A 19426-nucleotide genomic window follows, 5' to 3' on the forward strand; every position below is an offset into this window, starting at 1 on the left:
TGTCTGATCACTCTTAGTTGCTTTGAATTAAGTATAGGGCGCCCTATTTCTAGGGTGCCCTATTTCTTTGCGGTCATTGCAACCGCAGTACTCAATCCCATATGAGCCAGTATGATACCTTTATCCGTACTCGATCTTTCGCCCGTTCCCGATAACAGCGATGCCGGTCAGTCTCTGCGCAACACGCTTGAGCTTGCACAGCATGCGGAGAAACTTGGCTTTCATCGCTATTGGCTGGCTGAACATCACAATATGCCCGGCATTGCCAGCGCGGCCACGTCGGTCGCGATCGGCTATGTCGCCAATGGCACTTCGACAATCCGCGTTGGCGCGGGCGGCATTATGCTGCCTAACCATTCGCCTCTGGTGATTGCTGAACAGTTTGGCACGCTGGCCTCGCTCTTTCCGGGCCGTATCGATCTTGGCCTTGGCCGTGCACCCGGTACCGACCAGATTACGGCCCACGCGTTACGGCGCAATCTTGATGGCGATGCCAGCGCATTCCCGCAGGACGTGGTCGAACTGCTCAACTATTTTAAACCGGCAGAGCCCGCCCAGCGCGTCCGCGCCGTTCCGGGCGAGGGGCTTGAGGTTCCGGTTTGGATTCTTGGCTCAAGCCTGTTCGGCGCGCAACTGGCTGCCATGCTGGGCCTGCCTTACGCCTTCGCATCGCATTTTGCGCCAGCGGAAATGGAACGCGCAATCGCGCTTTACCGCGAGCGTTTCGAGCCGTCGGAATATATGCAGAAGCCTTATGTGATGCTTGGCCTCAATGTCATCGCCGCCGATACCGACGAAGAGGCGCATTATCTCTTCACTTCGCAATTGCAGGCTTTCGTGAACCTGCGCAGCGGTCGTCCGGGCAAGCTTCCGGCACCGGTAGAAGGCTACATGGAACAGCTCGACCCGCCAGCGCAAGCGCTTGTTCGCCAGATGCTGTCCTGCCGCGTGGTTGGTGGGCCAGAAACGGTGGCAAAGGGCATTCAGGCCTTTGCCGAAAGCACCGGCGCTGACGAACTGATGATCACCGGCATGATTCATGATCACAAGAAGCGCCTGCGTTCCTATGAGATTGTCAGCAACTCGATTGCGTGAGGATCGAATTCGCGATTGACTTCACCCAGAAGCCAATCGCGAAACGCGTTCACCGCAGGCGTGTTGGTGCGCGCCTTCGGTGTGACGAAATAATAGCTGCTCGGACTTTTGACCGTGTGCGGATAGGCCACCACGAGTTGCCCGCTATCGATTTCCGAGCGGGTCAGAAAAAGCGGCATGAGGGCGACGCCCAAGCCCGCAATACAAGCTTGCGAAACGTTGGAAAACTGTTCAAACCGCATGCCGCCCGGCGCTGGCACGGTAATGTCGAGGCTACGGAACCAGTGATCCCACGCGCCCGGTCGCGAAGCCATATTGAACAGTGGCAGCCGCAGAAGATCAGTGGGCGCTGACACCGGGTTCTCCTTCAGAAAAGCCGGACTGCAAACCGGCGCAACCGTCTCATCCATCAGAAACACGCAATCCGCATTGGGCCAGTCCGGCTGACCGATGTGAATGGCCGCGTCCAGACCTTCGCGGTCGAAATCGAATTGACCAATGCGGGTTGCGAAATTCAGAATAATATCCGGATATTGCGCCACAAAACGCGGAATGCGCGGAATGAGCCAGCGCGTGCCAAATGTCGGCAGAAAGGCGAGGTTCAATGTCTTGCCGCGCATCTGCGACATCACCTGAAGCGAAGCAGCACGAATAGCCGAAAGGGCAGGCGCAACAGCATTGAAATAAGCGCGTCCCGCATCCGACAGCACGACATGGCGGCTGGTGCGGTCGAAAAGCGCTGTTCCAAGCTGTTCTTCAAGTGATGCAATCTGGCGGCTGACAGCACCTTGCGTCAGCGCCAGTTCTTCGGCTGCTGCTGAAAAGCTTGCCAGCCGCGCAACAGCGTCAAACGCTGCAAGCGCACTGGTCGATGGAAGGAGCCGTCGCGAGAGTGTTGTCATGATCTATTACTAAATGGAATAGATCGATGAGTAAACATCGTTTGCAGCAGAACGCCCTGCGGTTCATAGTCCGGTCAATTCTGAAATGAGGAGAATTCATAATGTCGCGTACGGTCTTTAACTGGGAAGATCCCTTTCTGCTCGACGAACAGCTGACTGAAGACGAGCGCATGATCCGCGACTCCGCAAAGGCGTTTGCGAGCGACGTTCTGCTGCCGCGTGTAGAAAAGGCCTATCTCGACGAAACCACTGATCCGGAACTGTTCCGCCTGATGGGCCAGTCCGGTCTGCTTGGCGTTACGCTGCCGGAAGAATATGGCGCGGCCAATGCCGGTTATGTTGCCTATGGTCTTGTGGCCCGCGAAGTCGAGCGCGTTGATTCCGGTTATCGTTCGATGATGAGCGTGCAGTCCTCGCTCGTCATGTACCCGATTTATGCCTATGGCTCGGACGAACAGCGCAAGAAGTATCTGCCGGGTCTCGTCTCGGGCGAACTGATCGGCTGCTTCGGCCTGACCGAACCGGATGCCGGTTCCGACCCTGCAGGCATGAAGACCCGCGCCGAGAAGATTGACGGCGGCTATCGCCTGACCGGCTCCAAGATGTGGATTTCGAATTCGCCAATCGCCGACGTGTTCGTGGTGTGGGCCAAGTCCGCAGCCCATGACAATGCCATCCGCGGTTTCGTGCTTGAAAAGGGCATGAAGGGTCTTTCCGCTCCGAAGATCGGCGGCAAGCTGTCGCTGCGCGCATCGATCACCGGCGAAATCGTTATGGACGGCGTGGAAGTGTCGGAAGACGCCCTGCTGCCAAACGTATCGGGCCTCAAGGGTCCGTTCGGCTGCCTCAACCGTGCCCGCTACGGCATTTCCTGGGGTGTGCTGGGCGCTGCCGAAGATTGCTGGTTCCGCGCACGTCAATACGGCCTCGACCGCAAGCAGTTCGACAAGCCGCTGGCTGGCACGCAGCTTTACCAGAAGAAGCTTGCCGACATGCAGACCGAAATCACGCTCGGCCTTCAGGCATCGCTGCGCGTCGGTCGCCTGTTCGACGAAGGCAAGATGGCTCCTGAAATGATCTCCATCGTCAAGCGCAACAATTGCGGCAAGGCGCTCGATATTGCCCGCCAGGCGCGCGACATGCACGGCGGCAATGGTATCCAGATCGAGTACCACGTGATGCGTCACGCGCAGAACCTCGAAACTGTGAATACCTATGAAGGCACGCATGACGTTCACGCACTGATCCTCGGGCGCGCGCAGACCGGCATTCAGGCTTTCTTCTGAAAATAACCGCCCGCAATGTCCTCCCAAGGCCCGCTCGCTTTCTGCGGGCGGGCTTTTTGCTTTTACAAGGTTCCCGAAATGCAGAACACACCGCTTGACGGTCTCAAAGTGGTTGAGCTGGCCCGCATTCTGGCCGGTCCGTGGGTCGGTCAGACGCTCTCCGATCTGGGGGCGGACGTTATCAAGGTCGAAAGCCCGGAAGGTGACGATACGCGCAAATGGGGCCCTCCGTTCATTGAAGTCGAAGGCGAGAAGTCGGCTGCCTATTTCCATGCCTGCAATCGCGGCAAGCGCTCGATTACGGCTGATTTCCGAACGGAAGAGGGGCAGGAGCTGGTGCGTCGCCTCGTGGCCGATGCAGATGTTGTCATCGAGAATTTCAAGCTCGGTGGACTCGACAAGTACGGTCTTGACTATGAAAGCCTCAAGGCGGTCAATCCGCGCCTGATCTACTGCTCCATCACCGGTTTCGGACATGACGGTCCCTATGCCGAGCGGGCAGGCTATGATTTCATGATCCAGGGCATGGGCGGCATCATGGATCTGACCGGCGAGCCGGATCGCGAGCCGCAGAAGATTGGTGTGGCCTTTGCAGACATCTTTACAGGCCTCTACAGCGTGATTGCCATACAGTCGGCGCTCATCATGCGCCAGCGCACCGGCAAGGGACAACATATCGATATGGCGCTGTTCGACTGCATGTCAGCGGTTCTCGCCAATCAGGCCATGAACTATCTGGCCTCCGGCGTATCGCCGAAGCGCATGGGCAATGCGCATCCCAATATCGCGCCATACCAGACGCTGCCCGTCTCCGACGGCTATTTCATCATCGCCTGCGGCAATGACGGCCAGTTCGGCCGCCTGGTCGGTCTGCTGGACCTTGCAGAGCTTGCGAGCGATGAACGCTTCGCAACCAATGCTGCCCGCGTCGCGAACCGAACGGCGCTAACGGAACTTCTGGAAGAGCGCACCCGCCAGTGGACCCGCGACGAACTGCTGGCGAGACTGGAAAAGATCGGTGTTCCGGCAGGGCCGATCAATTCGGTTGCTGATGTCTTTGCCGATCCGCAATTCATTGCACGCGGGATGAAGATCGACCCGCAGGGCGTGCCGGGATTGCGCACGCCGATCCGCTTTTCTGATGCGGAACTTAAAATCGACCACCGCTCGCCCAATCTGGGAGAGCACAGCGAAATGGTTCGATCGGAACTGGACAAGGCATGAATCAAAAACCCCGCTCAGGCGGGGTTTTTCTTTGCTGGTATGCTGTTGATTCAGTCTTCCACGGCAACCATGACGTCTGACGCCTTGACGACGGCATAGGCCGTGCCGCCAACGGCGAGACGTAGTTCGTCAACAGCTTCATTGGTGATGGACGAGGTGACGATCACGCCATTGCCGATATCGATACGCACATGCGCCGTCGTGGCGCCCTTGGTGACGTCTACGATCTTGCCCTTAAGCCTGTTACGCGCACTGATCTTCATGCAATCCTCCATGAGTTTGTACAGGTCTGGAAACTAGCACAGACATCTATGTCAGAGAGGGAGAATATCGAGGGTCGACGCTGAAACTGTTTATAGCAGGGCTTGGAAAAACAAAAACGCCCCAGAGGGCGTTTGCTTAAAATCTAACGATTTCAAATCTCTAAAGAGAGAATGGTGCGGTCGAGAAGACTCGAACTTCCACGGGTTGCCCCACAGCGACCTCAACGCTGCGCGTCTACCAATTCCGCCACGACCGCCCGTGGTAGAAGCCGAATTGCTCCGGCGAGTGGGCATTTAGCAAATCACCTTGGGGTGCACAAGCCCCATCTGCATCATCAGCCAATCTTTTTCGAAAAGAATGTGAAAAACCGTAGCGCATTCCCCCCATCAAAGGCTGAGAACGCTTATTTTGTGGGCTTTTTCAAAGACTTCCTGCAAATGCTGCTTTTTCAAAAAATCTTCACAAGGCCCGCCATTCAGACAATGAAAACGCCCAACCAATGCAGAAAGTCCATGGAAACGCGAATGCCGATTCCAGAAGATTCGCAAAAAAGCGGAAAAATCAGCCTGCTATGCCCTGAAGACGCCGGATATCCTCCAGACGCTTGATCGTTTCGACGTAACCGGCATCGATTGCCTCGGCAGCGCGGTGAAAATCTGCAAGCCCGATCTGGCCCACAACTGGCATCAGCGATAAGTCCGGCGGATCACCCGCCATGCGAGCGCGCGAAATGCGATCCTGAATGATGTTGAAGGCATCCATCATCACGCCGGTGATTCCGAGCCGCGCTTCCTTCTCACCATGGACCGCGCCGGGTAGACCTTCCTGGCGCATCTGGGCATGTTTGATGACCGCAGCGCGGCCATACTGGTCGTAATGGAGATTGACCGCCAGAACGAGCCGCTGCTCATAAGCGCGACACACGGATACCGGCACCGGATTAACGAGCGCACCGTCGACCAGCACGCGCTCATCCCACCGCACAGGCTCAAATACGCCGGGCAGGGCATAGGAAGCCCGCATTGCGTCCACCAGCGGTCCGGACGACAGCCATATCTCATGGCCCGTCCGTAATTCCGTACAGACCGCCACGAAGGGTCGGGTGAGCTCCTCTATGCGCAGGCCATCAAGATGTTCGCGCAGGCGTCCATCGAGCTTCATGCCGCCAAAAAGGCCGCTTCCACGAAATGTAATGTCGAGGAGATTGAACATACGACGGCGGGTCAAGCTACGGGCGAATTCTTCCAGCTCATCGAGCTTGCCTGCGAGGTAACAACCACCAACGAGAGCGCCAATCGATGTGCCGGCGATCATCTCAATCTTGATGCCAGCCTCGTCGAGAGCACGCAATACACCAATATGCGACCAGCCGCGCGCGGCGCCGCCGCCAAGCGCCAGCGCGATCTTGCGCGGTTCACGCTTGATCTCGGGCTTCTCAATGACTTCCTGAGCAGGCGCTTCGACGTCTATGCTGACAGTCCTGCGCCGTACCCCCCAGTTAAGCATCACGTTGGACACCTCATCGTTTCGATCAGATTAGCGAAACATGGTATCCAAAGAATAAATGCTGCAAATTGATGACGCGAGGCTTATTCGCATCATCACATCGTTTTGAAAGCGATCAATGATCGTGATCACAGCTGCCGCCGTTTTCGATTTTCAGTGTGGTTTCACCCGCTTCACTGACAACCTGACGGTAGAAGCACGAGCGGCGTCCGGTGTGGCAGGTTGGGCCGTCACCAGCGACACGAACCTTCAGCCAAAGGGCGTCCTGATCGCAATCGGTGCGCAGTTCGATCACGCTTTGCAGATTGCCGGAGGTTTCCCCCTTCTTCCAGAGCGTGTTGCGCGAGCGCGACCAGTAATGCGCAATCCCTGTGTCCAGCGTCAGGCGAAGCGCTTCCGCATTCATATGGGCAACCATCAGAAGCACGCCGTCACGTTCGTTGGTGACAACTGCCGTGATGAGGCCGGAAGCATCGAAGCGCGGCATGAACACCGCTCCTTCTTCAATCGTCTTTTTATCGGATGGCTGGGCAGGGAAGGTCGTCATTGTCTCACCTGAAATGGATAAAAGGCACGTGCCATAAGCAACGTGCCTTGAAATAGCTGAAAAACATGGGGTGTGCATACCCGAAAAGCCGAAGCCTTTCGGGATCATGCATTATTTGCTGCGCGACATGGTCATGAAACGCACCTGTTCATCCACCTTGACCTTCATCTCTCCGGTGAAAGTGGTGGTGATGGTGGTCGAACCTTGCTTGCGGATGCCGCGCATGGCCATGCACATATGCTCGGCCTCGATCATCACGGCAACGCCACGCGGCTTCAGAATATTCTGAATGCTGTCAGCGATCTGCGCCGTGATGCTTTCCTGCGTCTGCAGGCGATGCGCGAAAATATCGACCACGCGGGCGATTTTCGACAGGCCCACAACCTTGTGGTCAGGAAGATAGGCGACATGCGCCTTGCCGATGATCGGAACCATATGGTGTTCGCAATGCGAGAAGAAGGAAATGTCCTTCACCAACACCATATCGTTATAACCGGCAACTTCCTCGAACACAGTGCCAAGCACTTCTTCAGGGCTCTCCGCGTAACCGGAAAAAAGCTCCTTATAGGCTTTGGCGACACGCTTTGGCGTATCCAGAAGGCCTTCGCGTTCCGGATCATCGCCAGCCCACAGCAGAAGCGTGCGAACTGCAGCTTCGGCGTCGGCCTGCGTCGGCTTACCGTGCAACGGGGTAACATTTGCCTGCTTCTTTGAAGACAGGCCGGATTCGTCATCTTCTTTGAGGATGCGCGCGTCCATCAGTATTCTCCAGTAGTCTCCTTCACGGAGGAGACGAGTTAAACGGACAATACAACGATACGCTTTGCGAGCGGGCGATGTATTGATCCGGTGGCGTAAGCTCACCGGACAGGTTTCATGCCTTCACCATGGCACTGTGCTAAAACATGATACCTAAAAACACAAAGGCTTTTCGTATGTTATCATGTCCTAAACCAGACTTTTAGAACGTTGAATAATAGTTTCAAGTCCAACGTTCCAACGCCATTAAAAGCGCAGGCGTTACTTGCCTAATATATAGGGAGTAAATTGCAACTTCAAACTGATATCAGAAAACATTTTTTTGTTTTTTCTCTGACTGGTATCAAGGTTTTGAAATTCGTATCATTTTGGCGCAATGAAAGCGGCAGAGGCAGGATTCGAAAAACACCCGTATCTTGTGGAATCTGATGCGCTTAGAATTTGAAGTTCCTGGCTGCTGGCACCATGTTAAGGACATGGAGCTTCAGACCCAGTGCGCCAGGCGGAAGGCTTACGCATATGATCGACGACATCTACAACAAACGCATCCTGGAATTTGCGGGCAATATGGAGCGTATCGGTCGGCTGGCAGAGCCGGATGCCGTCGCCACCATGCATTCCAAGCTGTGCGGCTCGACGGTTACCGTCTATCTCAAGATGACGGACGGTGTGGTGACCGATTTTGCGCATGAGGTGAAAGCCTGTGCCTTGGGGCAGGCGTCTTCCTCGGTCATGGCGCGCAACGTCATCGGCGCAACGGCAGAGGAACTGAAAGCCGTCCGCGATGCGATGTATGCCATGCTTAAGGAAAACGCTCCGTCACCGGAAGGACGATTCGAAGACCTGAAATATTTCGAGCCGGTGCGCGAATACAGAGCCCGCCATGCATCGACGCTTTTGACGTTCGACGCGGTTGTCGATTGCATTCGCCAGATCGAAGACAAAGCCAAGGCTGCCTGACCCAATGTGCGCCTGTGGCAAACACCACACGACTGAAACGCCGCCTCAAGCAAAGCGATACAGCCGTAATTTCACCGATCGCTGGCGCAAGACGCCGGGAAGGGTGTTTGGCACAGCGTTCGTCCGATTCTATCAGCTGACACTGTCATCGCTGATCGGAAACTCCTGCCGCCATATGCCGACCTGTTCCGAATATGCCTATGAGGCGATCGCCCGCCATGGCCTGTGGAGCGGCGGCTGGATGGGGCTGTTTCGTGTCATGCGCTGCGGCCCGTTCGGTACCCATGGTTTCGACCCCGTGCCGCGCGAATTGCCGGGCGAGCTGAAATGGTATTTACCCTGGCGTTATTGGCGCTGCTCGGCCCCTCATGATTAAATACCCGTGTTTTTTATGTGATGCTTAGAATTCATTAACGATATCAATGTTTCTTAGGGAATAAGAATTGAGGCATCGTTATGGTCTTTTTCAGGCCGCAATTTGCCTGCACATCCAGCTAGCAATTCCATATCCGCGAGCCATCATGCTGACATCGTCGTCCCGTATCGCACGTTTCGTTGCTTCTGTAGCGTTTGGAGCTACTGTTTTTTGCGGTTCCGCAGCAATGGCGAAGCCCTCATGGGTTGTGTTCGACGCCGACAGCAACCGGATTCTCGGTCAGGACGATGCCAATTTCCAGCGCGCGCCGGCATCGCTCGCCAAGATGATGACGCTCTACATCACCTTCGAAGCACTGAAGACAGGTCGTCTCCATTGGGACGACCAGATGCCCATTTCGAAGAATGCGGCTGCCAAGGTTCGCATGAAGCTCTGGCTCAAACCGGACCAGACCATTTCCGTGCGCGACACCGTCAATGCAATGATCATCATTTCGGCCAATGATGCAGCGACCGTCATGGGCGAATATATCGGCGGATCTGAAGCGGGATTCGGTCGTCTGATGACGCAGCGTGCGCGCCAGATCGGCATGAAGAGCACCTTCTTCGTCAATCCTTCGGGACTGACGGCCAATATGACTCAGCTCACCACCGCGCGTGACATGGCGGTGCTTGGCATGGCGCTTCGCCGCGACTTCCCGGATCAGTACGCGCTGTTTTCCCAGCGTTCCTTCACCTATCGGGGCCGGGTTTATAACGGGCACAACAATCTGATGTACCGCTATGGTGGCGTCGATGGCATCAAGACCGGCTATACGAACGTCTCCGGCTACAATCTCGTTTCGTCCGCCATTATCGGCGGCAAGCATCTTGTTGGTGTGGTTCTTGGCGCCGGTTCGGCAGGCGAGCGCGACGGCCAGATGGCCAAGCTTTTGACCCGTTATGGCAATGCCAGCGGTGAGGGAACGGCAGTGGCAATGGCAAAGCCTGCCGCTATTGCACCGTCGCCGAAAGAAACCCCTAAGAAAGATTCGGTTGCTGACCTCATCGATGATTCCCAGATCGAGCAGGGCGATGGCGGCTATCTCGTGGCGTCGGCTGGTGCGGCTTGGCGAATCCAACTTGCCGCGACACCGACCCGCGCTGGAGCTGCCGAACTTCAGGAAAAACTGCGCCCCGCAGTGGAAAAGGTTGCCCATGGCCTGAAGGGCGAGATTTCGCCGGACGGCAAGCGCCGCAAGGTCTATCGCGTCTGGTTCGGTGGCTTCAAGGATTCCGCTTCCGCTGAAAAGGCCTGCGCCAAACTGAAGAAGCAGCGTATCGACTGCTTGCCGATCAAGAGCTGACATCCCATTTACGGATTGCTTTAAACATCCCGACAAATAGCCCTGTCGGGATGTCGTGCTTTACTGGCCCGACAAAAAATACTAGAAGCCTCACAATACTGACAACGCATGATCATGAACCACCCGCAATCGTTGGCGGGACTGGATAAGGACGAATAGAATGTCGAATACCGTTTCCATGCAATTCCCCGATGGTTCCGTACGGGACTATGATGCATCGACCACCGGTGCTGCACTCGCGGAATCAATCTCCAAATCTCTCGCAAAAAAGGCAGTGGCCTATGCCGTCGACGGCACCGTGCGCGATCTTTCCGATCCGCTTGGCGCTTCCGGCAAGATCGAGATTCTCACCCGCGAAGACCCGCGCGCGCTCGAACTGATCCGTCACGATACGGCGCACGTTCTGGCAGAAGCCGTTCAGGAGCTTTTCCCGGGTACACAGGTTACCATTGGCCCCGTCATCGAAAATGGCTTCTATTACGACTTTGCGCGTAATGAACCGTTTACCCCGGACGATCTGCCGGTGATCGAAAAGAAGATGCGCGAGATCATTCAGCGCAACAAGGCGTTCACCAAGGAAATCTGGTCGCGCGACAAGGCCAAGCAGGTTTTTGCCGAAAAGGGCGAGGCCTACAAGGTCGAGCTCGTCGATGCGATTCCGGAAGGTCAGGACCTCAAGATCTATTATCAGGGCGACTGGTTCGATCTTTGCCGTGGTCCGCACATGGCTTCCACCGGCCAGATCGGCAATTCCTTCAAGCTGATGAAGGTTGCCGGTGCTTACTGGCGCGGTGATTCCAACAATCCGATGCTGACCCGCATCTACGGTACGGCGTTTGCCAACGACAACGACCTTCAGGCCTATCTGCATATGCTTGAAGAGGCTGAAAAGCGCGATCATCGTCGTCTTGGCCGTGAAATGGACCTCTTCCACTTCCAGGAAGAAGGACCGGGCGTCGTATTCTGGCACGCCAAAGGCTGGAAAATGTTCCAGAATCTGGTGAGCTACATGCGCCGCCGCCTCGACAGCCACGGCTATCAGGAAGTCAACGCGCCGCAGGTGCTCGACAAGTCGCTCTGGGAGACCTCCGGTCACTGGGGCTGGTATCGCGACAACATGTTCAAGGTAACGGTTGCCGGTGACGATACCGACGACGACCGCGTCTTTGCGCTGAAGCCGATGAACTGCCCGGGCCACGTGCAGATTTTCAAGCACGGCCTCAAGTCGTACCGCGATCTGCCGATCAAGCTTGCCGAGTTCGGCAATGTGCATCGCTATGAACCGTCGGGTGCTCTGCACGGCCTGATGCGCGTGCGCGGCTTTACGCAGGACGATGCGCACATCTTCTGCACCGAAGATCAGATGGCTGCGGAATGCCTGCGCATCAACGATCTCATTCTGTCGGTCTATAAAGATTTCGGCTTTGAAGGGATCACCATCAAGCTCTCGACCCGCCCTGAAAAGCGCGTCGGTTCGGACGAACTTTGGGATCGCGCTGAAAGCGTGATGATGACCGTGCTTGAAGAAATTCAGGCGCAGTCGAACGATATCAAGACCGGCATTCTGCCGGGCGAGGGTGCGTTCTACGGACCAAAGTTCGAATATACGCTGAAGGACGCCATTGGCCGTGAATGGCAGTGCGGCACCACGCAGGTCGATTTCAACCTGCCGGAACGTTTTGGCGCGTTCTACATCGACAATGAATCGGAAAAGCGCCAGCCGGTCATGATCCATCGCGCCATCTGCGGCTCGATGGAACGCTTCCTCGGCATTCTGATTGAAAACTTTGCCGGTCACATGCCGCTCTGGTTCGCGCCGGTTCAGGTCGTGGTGACGACGATCACGTCAGACGCCGACGACTATGCCATCGAAACGGCTGCCAAGCTAAAGGCTGCCGGTCTGCAGGTTGTCACCGATCTGCGTAACGAGAAGATCAACTACAAGGTTCGCGAACACTCGCTCCAGAAGGTTCCGGTCATTCTCGTCTGCGGCAAGCGTGAAGCGGAAGAGCAGACCGTCAATATGCGCCGCTTCGGCTCTCGCGATCAGGAAGCGATGACGCGCGATGAGGCAATTGCCCGTCTGACCGAAGAGGCAACCCCTCCTGATCTGATCCGCCTCAAGAATGGCGGCAGATAACAAGAGCTTCGCTCCAAACAAAAAGACCGCGCCGAGGCGCGGTCTTTTCTATTTTTACGACTCTAGACAAAACGGCCACCACGGTAAGAATTTGCATTCCTTTGCAGGAGTTAGCCGTTTAGCTGGAATCGGGAGGCATCCGGTACCCCATTGCGTACATTGGGCCGGAGACATGCCCTGATTTGCGGTCAACTCTGCAGCTCCTGCATAAACCTGTGAAGCCATAAGAACACTAAATGTCAAAAATATAAGCTTTTTCATTCGAACACCTTGAAGAAATATTAAAGGGACGAATGTAAGATTAGTCGAAAAATAAAAACTGAAAATGCCAATATGGCGCTATGGATAATGATCTAATTAAAAATTGCCATTAATCTAAAGAATCGTCAGATGCTTCGAATTCCTTGTTGGCAATGACTTCGACTTCCTCATTCTTACCGGACGAAACCTTGAAGTCCCGCTGATAGATGCGGTCCTTGTTTTTCGCCACGGCGACATAATCGCCTTCGATCAGAACCAGCGATGAATAGGCGCCCACGCTTTCACGCACCACATCGCCCGAAGCATTGAGAACCGACCATGACGTGTCGGCCAGTGCTTCACCGCCATGTTCGCGTACCAGCTTCAGAGTCAATTCCGCAGCGCGATGCTCAATTGTCGCTTCGGTGAGCTTGCCTGCCTCGACGCGAATATCGGCGCGGATGATGGCATTGGCCGAGCCATAGTTCGAGACGACGTGGTAGGTGCCACTGTTGAGCCGGATAATGGCATTCGGCTTCACGTCCGGTACAATCAGCGAGCGTTCGCTGTTGTCCTCGTCGGCATAGATCGAGAATCGCAGCAGATCGTCATTGATCTTGCCCTTGTCGGGCAGAACGGCACTGAGCTTCATTCCACCCGCATCGAGCATCATCAGTTCGTGCCGGGCATTGTTGCCAAGTGTGATGCGCTTGGTGGCGCCTGCACGCCCATAAGCCACGTGAACGAGGTAACTACCCTCCGGCAAATTGAATGCGGCGCTGCCACCCTGTGCACTGGCGATCAGCGGCAATTGCCCGTCCGGACCGACATTGGGTGAAAAAACACGCCAGACCAGTCCCGTCGGAATGTCGCTGCCATCGTCTATCAGACGCGCTTTCAGATCCAGCTCGGTGGTTTTCATCAACGGATTGTTTTCCGGGCTCGTCGGCGACGCATAGGGGCTGAGCGTCGGCAAGTCGAGCGCGGGTTCAGGAAGGTTCAAACCGCCGCTTGCCTCCGCTGCAGGGTCAAGGCCCTGCGCCCAGGCTGGCGCACCCGACATCCCGGCCAGCAGCGCAACAGCAAGCCATTCGCCGCGAAAATATCGTGATGTTTGCACGCAAGGCAGAAGTTTGAAAACCGACATAGCTTTTTTGAGCCCATGCGGGTGTCGAATTCAAGGCCAAATCGTTTCTGACACCGGCATTTTTTAGCCGTCGCCGTGCTGCGGTTTCTCCGAGTTTTGACTTTACACCGCTCTTACAACGGGCGAGAAGAGGCGGCCCACTCAAAAGAGGAGTGGCAATTCAGGTTTTAGCAAGTTCCAGTCGTGAGGTTTTCCGTGGCGCATCCGGTGTTCGATTTTCTAGCTCAGCGTAGTTCCACGCCGATTTCAGCAATTGGCGCTCCAGCACCAGAAGGCGAAGAACTGGCTGAACTGCTTAAAGTGGCAGCCCGCGTTCCTGATCACGGTCGCCTGACGCCCTGGCGCTTCATCCTCTACCGTGGTGATGCTCGCAAACGGGTAGGGGAGTTTCTGGCCAAGCGCGCCGAAGAACGTGAAGGTCCACTACCGGAAGGCCGCAAAGAGCAGGAATTGACCCGCTTCGCGCGTGCTCCGCTCGTCATCGGCATTGTGTCTTCGCCGGTGGCGCATGAGCGTATTCCGGAATGGGAGCAGTTTTTGTCGGCAGGTGCTGTCGCGATGAACCTCTGCATTGCCGCCAATGCGCTTGGCTATGCGACCAACTGGATCACCAACTGGTATTCGGACGATGCACCGTCGCGCGCATATCTCGGTCTTGCACCGAATGAACGCGTGGCTGGTTTCGTTCATATTGGCACCGCAGAAAACAAGATGCCGGAGCGTCCCCGTGCAGATATGGACAAGATCGTTTCCGACTATTCTGGCCCATGGGCGGAATAAGATAGAGCTTTAAAACTATTTCCCAAGGCGAGGAAATCACAATGTTTTATGAGCCAAAAGAGGGGCATCCATTGCCCCACAATCCCTTCAAGGCAATTGTCGCACCGCGCCCGATCGGCTGGATCGGCACATGTTCGAAGAACGGAGTGGTCAATCTCGCTCCATATTCTTTCTTCAATGCGATCTGCGATACGCCGCCTATGGTGATGTTTTCATCCAGCGGCATCAAGGACAGCGTGACTTTCATCGAGGAAACTGGTGAGTTCACAACCAATCTGGTGAGTGAGCACCTCAAGACGCATATGAATGCGTCGTCAGTCGACGCACCGCGCGGCACCAGCGAGTTCGATTATGCCGGATTGACCCGTGCCCCATCGAATGTCATCGCCGCTCCGCGTGTGAAAGAGGCCTATGCCTCGCTGGAATGCGTTGCCGTCGACATCAGGCGATTGCAGGACAAGGAAGGCAAGCCGACCGACAATTACATGGTCATCGGTGAAGTCGTCGGCGTTCACATTGATGAAAGCATTCTGACGGACGGACTGGTTGATATCGCCAAGGTCAAACCCGTGACGCGTCTCGGCTATATGGATTACGCCACCACGGACAGTGTCTATCAGATGTTCCGGCCGAAATGGCCCGATAAGTAAGGGGCTGATTACAGCCCCTTTTTCTTGGCTTCGGTCCAGATTTCTTCCATTTCTTCGAGGCTTGCTGAATCGAGGTCGTTTCCGGCCTCATCCAGCGTCTTCTCGATGAAATGGAAGCGCCGCTTGAATTTGTCATTGGCCGCAATCAGCGCCGTTTCGGCATCAATCTCAAGGTGGCGGCCAAGATTGACCATGGCAAAGAGCAGGTCGCCATATTCTTCCGCGATATGGGCCTTGTCCTGCGCGGCCATGGCTTCCTTCAGCTCGGCAGTTTCTTCGGAAATCTTGTCGAGAATCGGCGCAGCCTCTGACCAGTCAAAGCCGACCTTCGCCGCTTTCTGCTGCAATTTCAGCGCACGAACGAGGGCAGGGAAGTTGGTTGGAATATCGTCGAGAAACCCGTTATTCTCATGCGTGTCGAGCCCGAGACTTGCGCGGCGTTCGGCGCGCTCCGCCTTCTCTTCCGCTTTGATCCGGTTCCACGAGCCTTTGGCCATGCCAGCGCTGCGGGCTTCCTCATCTCCGAAGACATGCGGATGACGACGGATCATCTTATGGGTGATAGCCTCCACCACATTGCCGAAATCGAAACTGCCTTGCTCTTCGGCCATCCGCGCATGGAAAACCACCTGTAGCAAAAGATCACCCAGCTCCTCGCGCAGATCGTCCATGTCGTCGCGCTCAATAGCGTCGAGAACCTCATAGGCTTCTTCCAGCGTATAAGGCATGATCGATCGGAAGCTCTGCTCGACATCCCACGGACAGCCGGTTTTCGGATCGCGAAGGGCAGCCATAATCTCAAGCAGGCGGTCGATATTGCGGGAAGGGGTCATCTGCGCTCCATCAAACTTCGCTAACTCCATTGCCAATTGCTGGCAAAGAATCATCTGGAACGGGTTGAAGTCCGTTGCCGATTTTGCATAGTCAGCTCGGGATCGCACATCGGGGCGGCATGTTCAACAAGTGGATACTTGATCGATGACAATTCTTGTGACTGGCGGCGCCGGCTATATCGGCTCTCATACCTGCGTTCAGCTGATCGAGGCAGGCCATGAAGTGGTCGTGGTCGATAATTTCGACAATAGTAACCCGGAAGCCCTTCACCGGATCGAGAAAATTACCGGACGCGCACCCATTCGCGAACCGGGAGACATTCGTGATCGCGCACTGCTGGAACAGATCATCACGCGCCACAAATGTACGGCTGTAATCCATTTCGCAGGCCTGAAGGCTGTCGGGGAATCAAGCGAAAAGCCGCTGCATTATTATGACTGCAACGTGCTGGGCACGCTGCGGCTGTTGCAGGCGATGGAAGCAACCGGCGTCAAGACGCTGGTATTCTCCTCATCCGCTACAGTTTACGGTGACCCGCAGAAGCTGCCGATCACCGAAGACCAGCAGCTCTCCGCAACGAACCCCTATGGTCGCACCAAGCTGATCATCGAAGAAATGCTGCGCGATCTCTACAATAGCGACAATAGCTGGAAGATCGCCATTCTGCGCTATTTCAACCCCGTCGGCGCACATGAAAGCGGCCTGATTGGTGAAGACCCGAAAGGCATTCCGAACAATCTGATGCCGATCATCGCGCAGGTTGCGACCGGACGCCGTGAAAAGCTCAATATCTGGGGCAACGATTACGCAACGCCGGACGGCACTGGTGTTCGCGATTACATCCATGTGGTCGATCTGGCCGCGGGCCACCTTAAGGCGCTGAAAAAGCTGGATGAACCGAAATGCTTCGCCGTTAATCTCGGTACGGGGCAGGGCTACAGCGTTCTCGATGTCGTCAAGGCGTTCGAGCATGTCTCCAACCGCCAGATCAATTATGAAATCGCGCCACGCCGCCCGGGCGACGTTGCTGAGTGTTATGCCGATCCGACCTTTGCCAACGATTTCCTTGGCTGGTCAGCCGAGAAGAATCTGCGCGAGATGTGCCAGGATATGTGGAACTGGCAATCGAAGAACCCCAACGGCTACGAATAAGCTGGCAACCGCCTTTTAATCGCAAGCAAATCCCGGAAAAGTGAAGCAAGAGGGCCTGTTTTCCAGCCACCAAGGATTGAAAACAGGCCCGATGCGTTTAAGAGCCTGAATCGAAAAGGCGACATGCGTGTGCGAAAATGGTGATTTTCGAGTACCGGAGCGGAGCGTACGAAAGATACGTGAGCACCGGATTGTAGAAAATCGACATTTGCAGCCACACAGGGCGACTTTTGGAATAGGCTCGAATAAACAGGCCCAGCAAAACAGGGCCCATGTCCCTGAATATTTCCCATGTTTCATGGATGCGACGCGGCGCCCGGTCCTCCCCCAAGGCGCGCCGAACAAGATTGGACGAAACTATGCGCTTCCTGCCGGATAAATTCACCTCAATGCTGATCGCCACAATTCTGCTGGCCTCGGTGCTTCCGGTGCAAGGCGAATTTGCGGAATGGTTCGGCATGGCGACGAAAGTCGCGGTCGGCCTTCTGTTCTTCCTGCATGGCGCGCGTCTTTCACGCGAAGCCGTTATTTCGGGCATCACCCACTGGAGACTGCATCTGGCAGTTTTCCTGTCCACCTTCGTGCTGTTTCCGATCCTGGGGCTCGCAGCTGGCTGGGTTATTCCCGGACTGGCGCAATCGGCCTTCTATACCGGCATTCTTTATCTCTGCGTTCTGCCTTCGACGGTGCAGTCATCCATCGCCTTCACATCCATGGCGGGCGGCAATGTTTCTGCGGCAATTGTTTCCGCTTCGGCTTCGAATATTTTCGGTATGTTCCTCACACCGCTGCTGGTGGGTCTGCTTTTTGCGGTCCAGAGTGGAGGAGGGGGCATTTCTCTTGATGCGTTTGAAGCCATTCTGCTGCAATTGCTGCTGCCCTTTGTTCTGGGTCAGATTCTGCAACCCTGGATCGGCAGCTTCATGAGACGCAACAGCAAGCCGTTGAGCTTCGTGGATCGCGGTTCCATCCTGATGGTCGTTTATCTCGCCTTCAGCGAAGCCATCGTGGAAGGCCTTTGGAAATCAGTCTCTTGGGACGATCTCTTGATGATGGTCGGCGTCAATATAATGTTGCTGATTGTCGTCCTGCTGATTACCTGGTACGGCAGCAAGCGATTGGGCTTTAATCGCGCCGATTGCATAACGATCATGTTTTGCGGCTCCAAGAAAAGCCTTGCCAGTGGTGCGCCAATGGCCAGCGCCATTTTCGCAAGCGCCAATGTCGGCAGTATTGTGCTACCATTGATGTTGTTTCATCAGATTCAGCTTATGGCTTGTGCAGTGATTGCGCGTAAACTGGCTGATCATAAATAAGCGGCCCAAACTATACAGACTTTGAAAAGGCATACGGCAATGGCGCAAACCGACGATAAATCCTTCAATGAGGACGCTCTGGCGGAAGCCTATGATCGTGCGCTCGCGCTTGAAAAAGCTGGTGATTTCGACGGTGCCGCAAAAGCCTATGAAGAAGTTCTGGCCATCGATCCTGACGATCACGGCGGTGCAGCCGTGCGGCTTGCAAGTATGGGGCGCGGCGCTGTTCCGCTAAAAGCACCCGACGCCTATGTAGCCACGCTATTCGACCAGCACGCGGAGATGTTCGATACAATTCTCGTTGACCAGCTTGGCTATGATGTGCCGTTGCAGCTGCGCGAGATATTGCTGGAAATCGATGAGGAATTTCATCGTGATCGTATGCTTGATCTCGGCTGCGGCACAGGTCTTTCGGCTGATGCGCTTGACGATATGGCGACGCACAAGACCGGCGTGGACATTTCTGAAAACATGATCGAAGTCGCGTTTGAAAAAGGCGATTACGATGCATTGTTCGTAGGCGAAGCGGTACGCTTTCTTGAAACGACCGCCGAGGACAATTGGGACCTGATCGTCGCGACCGACGTGCTGCCTTATATGGGGGAGCTGGATCGCTTCTTTGCAGGTGTGGCGACGCAGCTGGAACCGGACGGCTATTTCGGCTTTTCAAGCGAAACGCAGGACGAAGCGCGCTTTGCAGGCCGGGCTTTCATGGTCGGCGATTATCAGCGTTTCGCGCATGCGAAGTCATATGTGACAGCCATGCTGGATGCGCACGGCATGGACTGCATCAGATGTGAAAACATCACTGTACGCAGCGAGCAAGGTTCGCCGGTTCCCGGACATCTTTACGTCGCACGCCGTCGCTGACATTTCGTATCAGCGATAGAACTTAACCACGTG

Annotated in this window: 19 protein-coding genes and 1 tRNA gene; 12 read left to right on the forward strand and 8 right to left on the reverse strand. The window is 55.5% G+C overall.

All coding sequences use genetic code 11. The annotated features are described in order from the left end of the window. The first annotated feature begins 111 nt into the window (after window positions 1–111). Window positions 112–1095, forward strand: a complete 984-nt coding sequence (locus QBD01_RS17665) for an LLM class flavin-dependent oxidoreductase (RefSeq protein WP_280993897.1) — start codon at window positions 112–114, stop codon at window positions 1093–1095. On the opposite strand, the gene QBD01_RS17670 is transcribed toward QBD01_RS17665, so the two are convergent. Further along, window positions 1065–1997, reverse strand: a complete 933-nt coding sequence (locus QBD01_RS17670) for a LysR family transcriptional regulator (RefSeq protein ID WP_280993898.1) — start codon at window positions 1995–1997, stop codon at window positions 1065–1067. The two genes, QBD01_RS17665 and QBD01_RS17670, sit on opposite strands and share 31 nt — an antisense overlap. 101 nt (window positions 1998–2098) lie before the next feature. Here QBD01_RS17670 and QBD01_RS17675 point away from each other — a divergent pair, with 101 nt between their 5' ends. Beyond that, on the forward strand, window positions 2099–3283 hold the full coding sequence (locus QBD01_RS17675; protein WP_182520445.1) for an acyl-CoA dehydrogenase: 1185 nt from the start codon (window positions 2099–2101) through the stop codon (window positions 3281–3283). A gap of 78 nt (window positions 3284–3361) precedes the next feature. After that, a complete protein-coding gene (locus tag QBD01_RS17680) occupies window positions 3362–4507 on the forward strand; it encodes a CaiB/BaiF CoA-transferase family protein (RefSeq protein ID WP_280993899.1) in 1146 nt (381 codons plus the stop codon). A gap of 50 nt (window positions 4508–4557) precedes the next feature. Here QBD01_RS17680 and QBD01_RS17685 read toward each other — a convergent pair whose 3' ends face one another. The 5 genes from QBD01_RS17685 to folE form a co-directional block, all read right to left on the reverse strand. Continuing rightward, entirely contained in the window at window positions 4558–4770 is a 213-nt protein-coding gene (locus QBD01_RS17685) for a molybdopterin-binding protein (RefSeq protein WP_078338625.1), read from the reverse strand. 172 nt (window positions 4771–4942) lie between these two features. Then, window positions 4943–5027: transfer RNA gene (locus QBD01_RS17690), tRNA-Leu, on the reverse strand. 305 nt (window positions 5028–5332) lie between these two features. Next, on the reverse strand, window positions 5333–6280 hold the full coding sequence (locus QBD01_RS17695) for a patatin-like phospholipase family protein (RefSeq protein ID WP_078338662.1): 948 nt from the start codon (window positions 6278–6280) through the stop codon (window positions 5333–5335). A 112-nt stretch (window positions 6281–6392) separates the two neighbouring features. Next, on the reverse strand, window positions 6393–6824 hold the full coding sequence (gene hisI / locus QBD01_RS17700) for a phosphoribosyl-AMP cyclohydrolase (RefSeq protein WP_280993901.1): 432 nt from the start codon (window positions 6822–6824) through the stop codon (window positions 6393–6395). A 111-nt stretch (window positions 6825–6935) separates the two neighbouring features. Then, window positions 6936–7583 carry a GTP cyclohydrolase I FolE gene (folE, locus tag QBD01_RS17705; RefSeq protein ID WP_280993902.1) on the reverse strand — a complete coding sequence of 216 codons (648 nt, stop codon included), beginning with the start codon at window positions 7581–7583 and terminating at the stop codon, window positions 6936–6938. A 519-nt stretch (window positions 7584–8102) separates the two neighbouring features. On the opposite strand from folE, the gene QBD01_RS17710 reads away from it, so the two are divergent. The 4 genes from QBD01_RS17710 to thrS all read left to right on the forward strand — a co-directional run bounded on the left by QBD01_RS17710 (window position 8103) and on the right by thrS (window position 12404). Further along, on the forward strand, window positions 8103–8543 hold the full coding sequence (locus QBD01_RS17710) for an iron-sulfur cluster assembly scaffold protein (RefSeq protein ID WP_280993903.1): 441 nt from the start codon (window positions 8103–8105) through the stop codon (window positions 8541–8543). 4 nt (window positions 8544–8547) lie between these two features. Further along, window positions 8548–8919 carry a membrane protein insertion efficiency factor YidD gene (gene yidD, locus QBD01_RS17715; RefSeq protein ID WP_280993904.1) on the forward strand — a complete coding sequence of 124 codons (372 nt, stop codon included), beginning with the start codon at window positions 8548–8550 and terminating at the stop codon, window positions 8917–8919. 145 nt (window positions 8920–9064) lie between these two features. Beyond that, entirely contained in the window at window positions 9065–10264 is a 1200-nt protein-coding gene (locus QBD01_RS17720) for a D-alanyl-D-alanine carboxypeptidase (protein ID WP_280993905.1), read from the forward strand. 160 nt (window positions 10265–10424) lie between these two features. After that, window positions 10425–12404 (forward strand): threonine--tRNA ligase, encoded by a 1980-nt coding sequence (gene thrS, locus QBD01_RS17725; RefSeq protein ID WP_280993906.1) that lies wholly within the window; start codon window positions 10425–10427, stop codon window positions 12402–12404. A gap of 370 nt (window positions 12405–12774) precedes the next feature. Here the strand turns inward: thrS and QBD01_RS17730 are convergent, their stop codons facing one another. Continuing rightward, complete coding sequence (locus tag QBD01_RS17730) at window positions 12775–13791, reverse strand: hypothetical protein (RefSeq protein ID WP_280993907.1); 1017 nt, start codon at window positions 13789–13791, stop codon at window positions 12775–12777. A 195-nt stretch (window positions 13792–13986) separates the two neighbouring features. Between QBD01_RS17730 and QBD01_RS17735 the strand changes: the two genes are divergently transcribed. Beyond that, window positions 13987–14571, forward strand: coding sequence for a nitroreductase (locus QBD01_RS17735; RefSeq protein WP_280993908.1), 585 nt, complete (start codon window positions 13987–13989; stop codon window positions 14569–14571). Between the two features lie 41 nt (window positions 14572–14612). Beyond that, the gene (locus tag QBD01_RS17740) at window positions 14613–15221 is read left to right on the forward strand and encodes a flavin reductase family protein (protein WP_280993909.1); all 609 of its coding nucleotides are present in this window, start codon (window positions 14613–14615) and stop codon (window positions 15219–15221) included. Between the two features lie 8 nt (window positions 15222–15229). Here QBD01_RS17740 and mazG read toward each other — a convergent pair whose 3' ends face one another. Continuing rightward, on the reverse strand, window positions 15230–16054 hold the full coding sequence (mazG, locus tag QBD01_RS17745) for a nucleoside triphosphate pyrophosphohydrolase (protein ID WP_280993910.1): 825 nt from the start codon (window positions 16052–16054) through the stop codon (window positions 15230–15232). A 145-nt stretch (window positions 16055–16199) separates the two neighbouring features. Between mazG and galE the strand changes: the two genes are divergently transcribed. The 3 genes from galE (at window position 16200) to QBD01_RS17760 (ending at window position 19393) form a co-directional block, all read left to right on the forward strand. Further along, complete coding sequence (gene galE / locus QBD01_RS17750; protein WP_280993911.1) at window positions 16200–17207, forward strand: UDP-glucose 4-epimerase GalE; 1008 nt, start codon at window positions 16200–16202, stop codon at window positions 17205–17207. Window positions 17208–17566: 359 nt separating this feature from the next. Then, window positions 17567–18523 carry a bile acid:sodium symporter family protein gene (locus QBD01_RS17755; RefSeq protein ID WP_280994107.1) on the forward strand — a complete coding sequence of 319 codons (957 nt, stop codon included), beginning with the start codon at window positions 17567–17569 and terminating at the stop codon, window positions 18521–18523. A gap of 39 nt (window positions 18524–18562) precedes the next feature. After that, complete coding sequence (locus QBD01_RS17760) at window positions 18563–19393, forward strand: methyltransferase domain-containing protein (protein ID WP_182520459.1); 831 nt, start codon at window positions 18563–18565, stop codon at window positions 19391–19393. Window positions 19394–19426 lie beyond the last annotated feature (33 nt).

The organism is Ochrobactrum sp. 19YEA23 (assembly GCF_029909865.1).
GTDB classification, from domain to species: Bacteria; Pseudomonadota; Alphaproteobacteria; order Rhizobiales; family Rhizobiaceae; genus Brucella; species Brucella gambitense.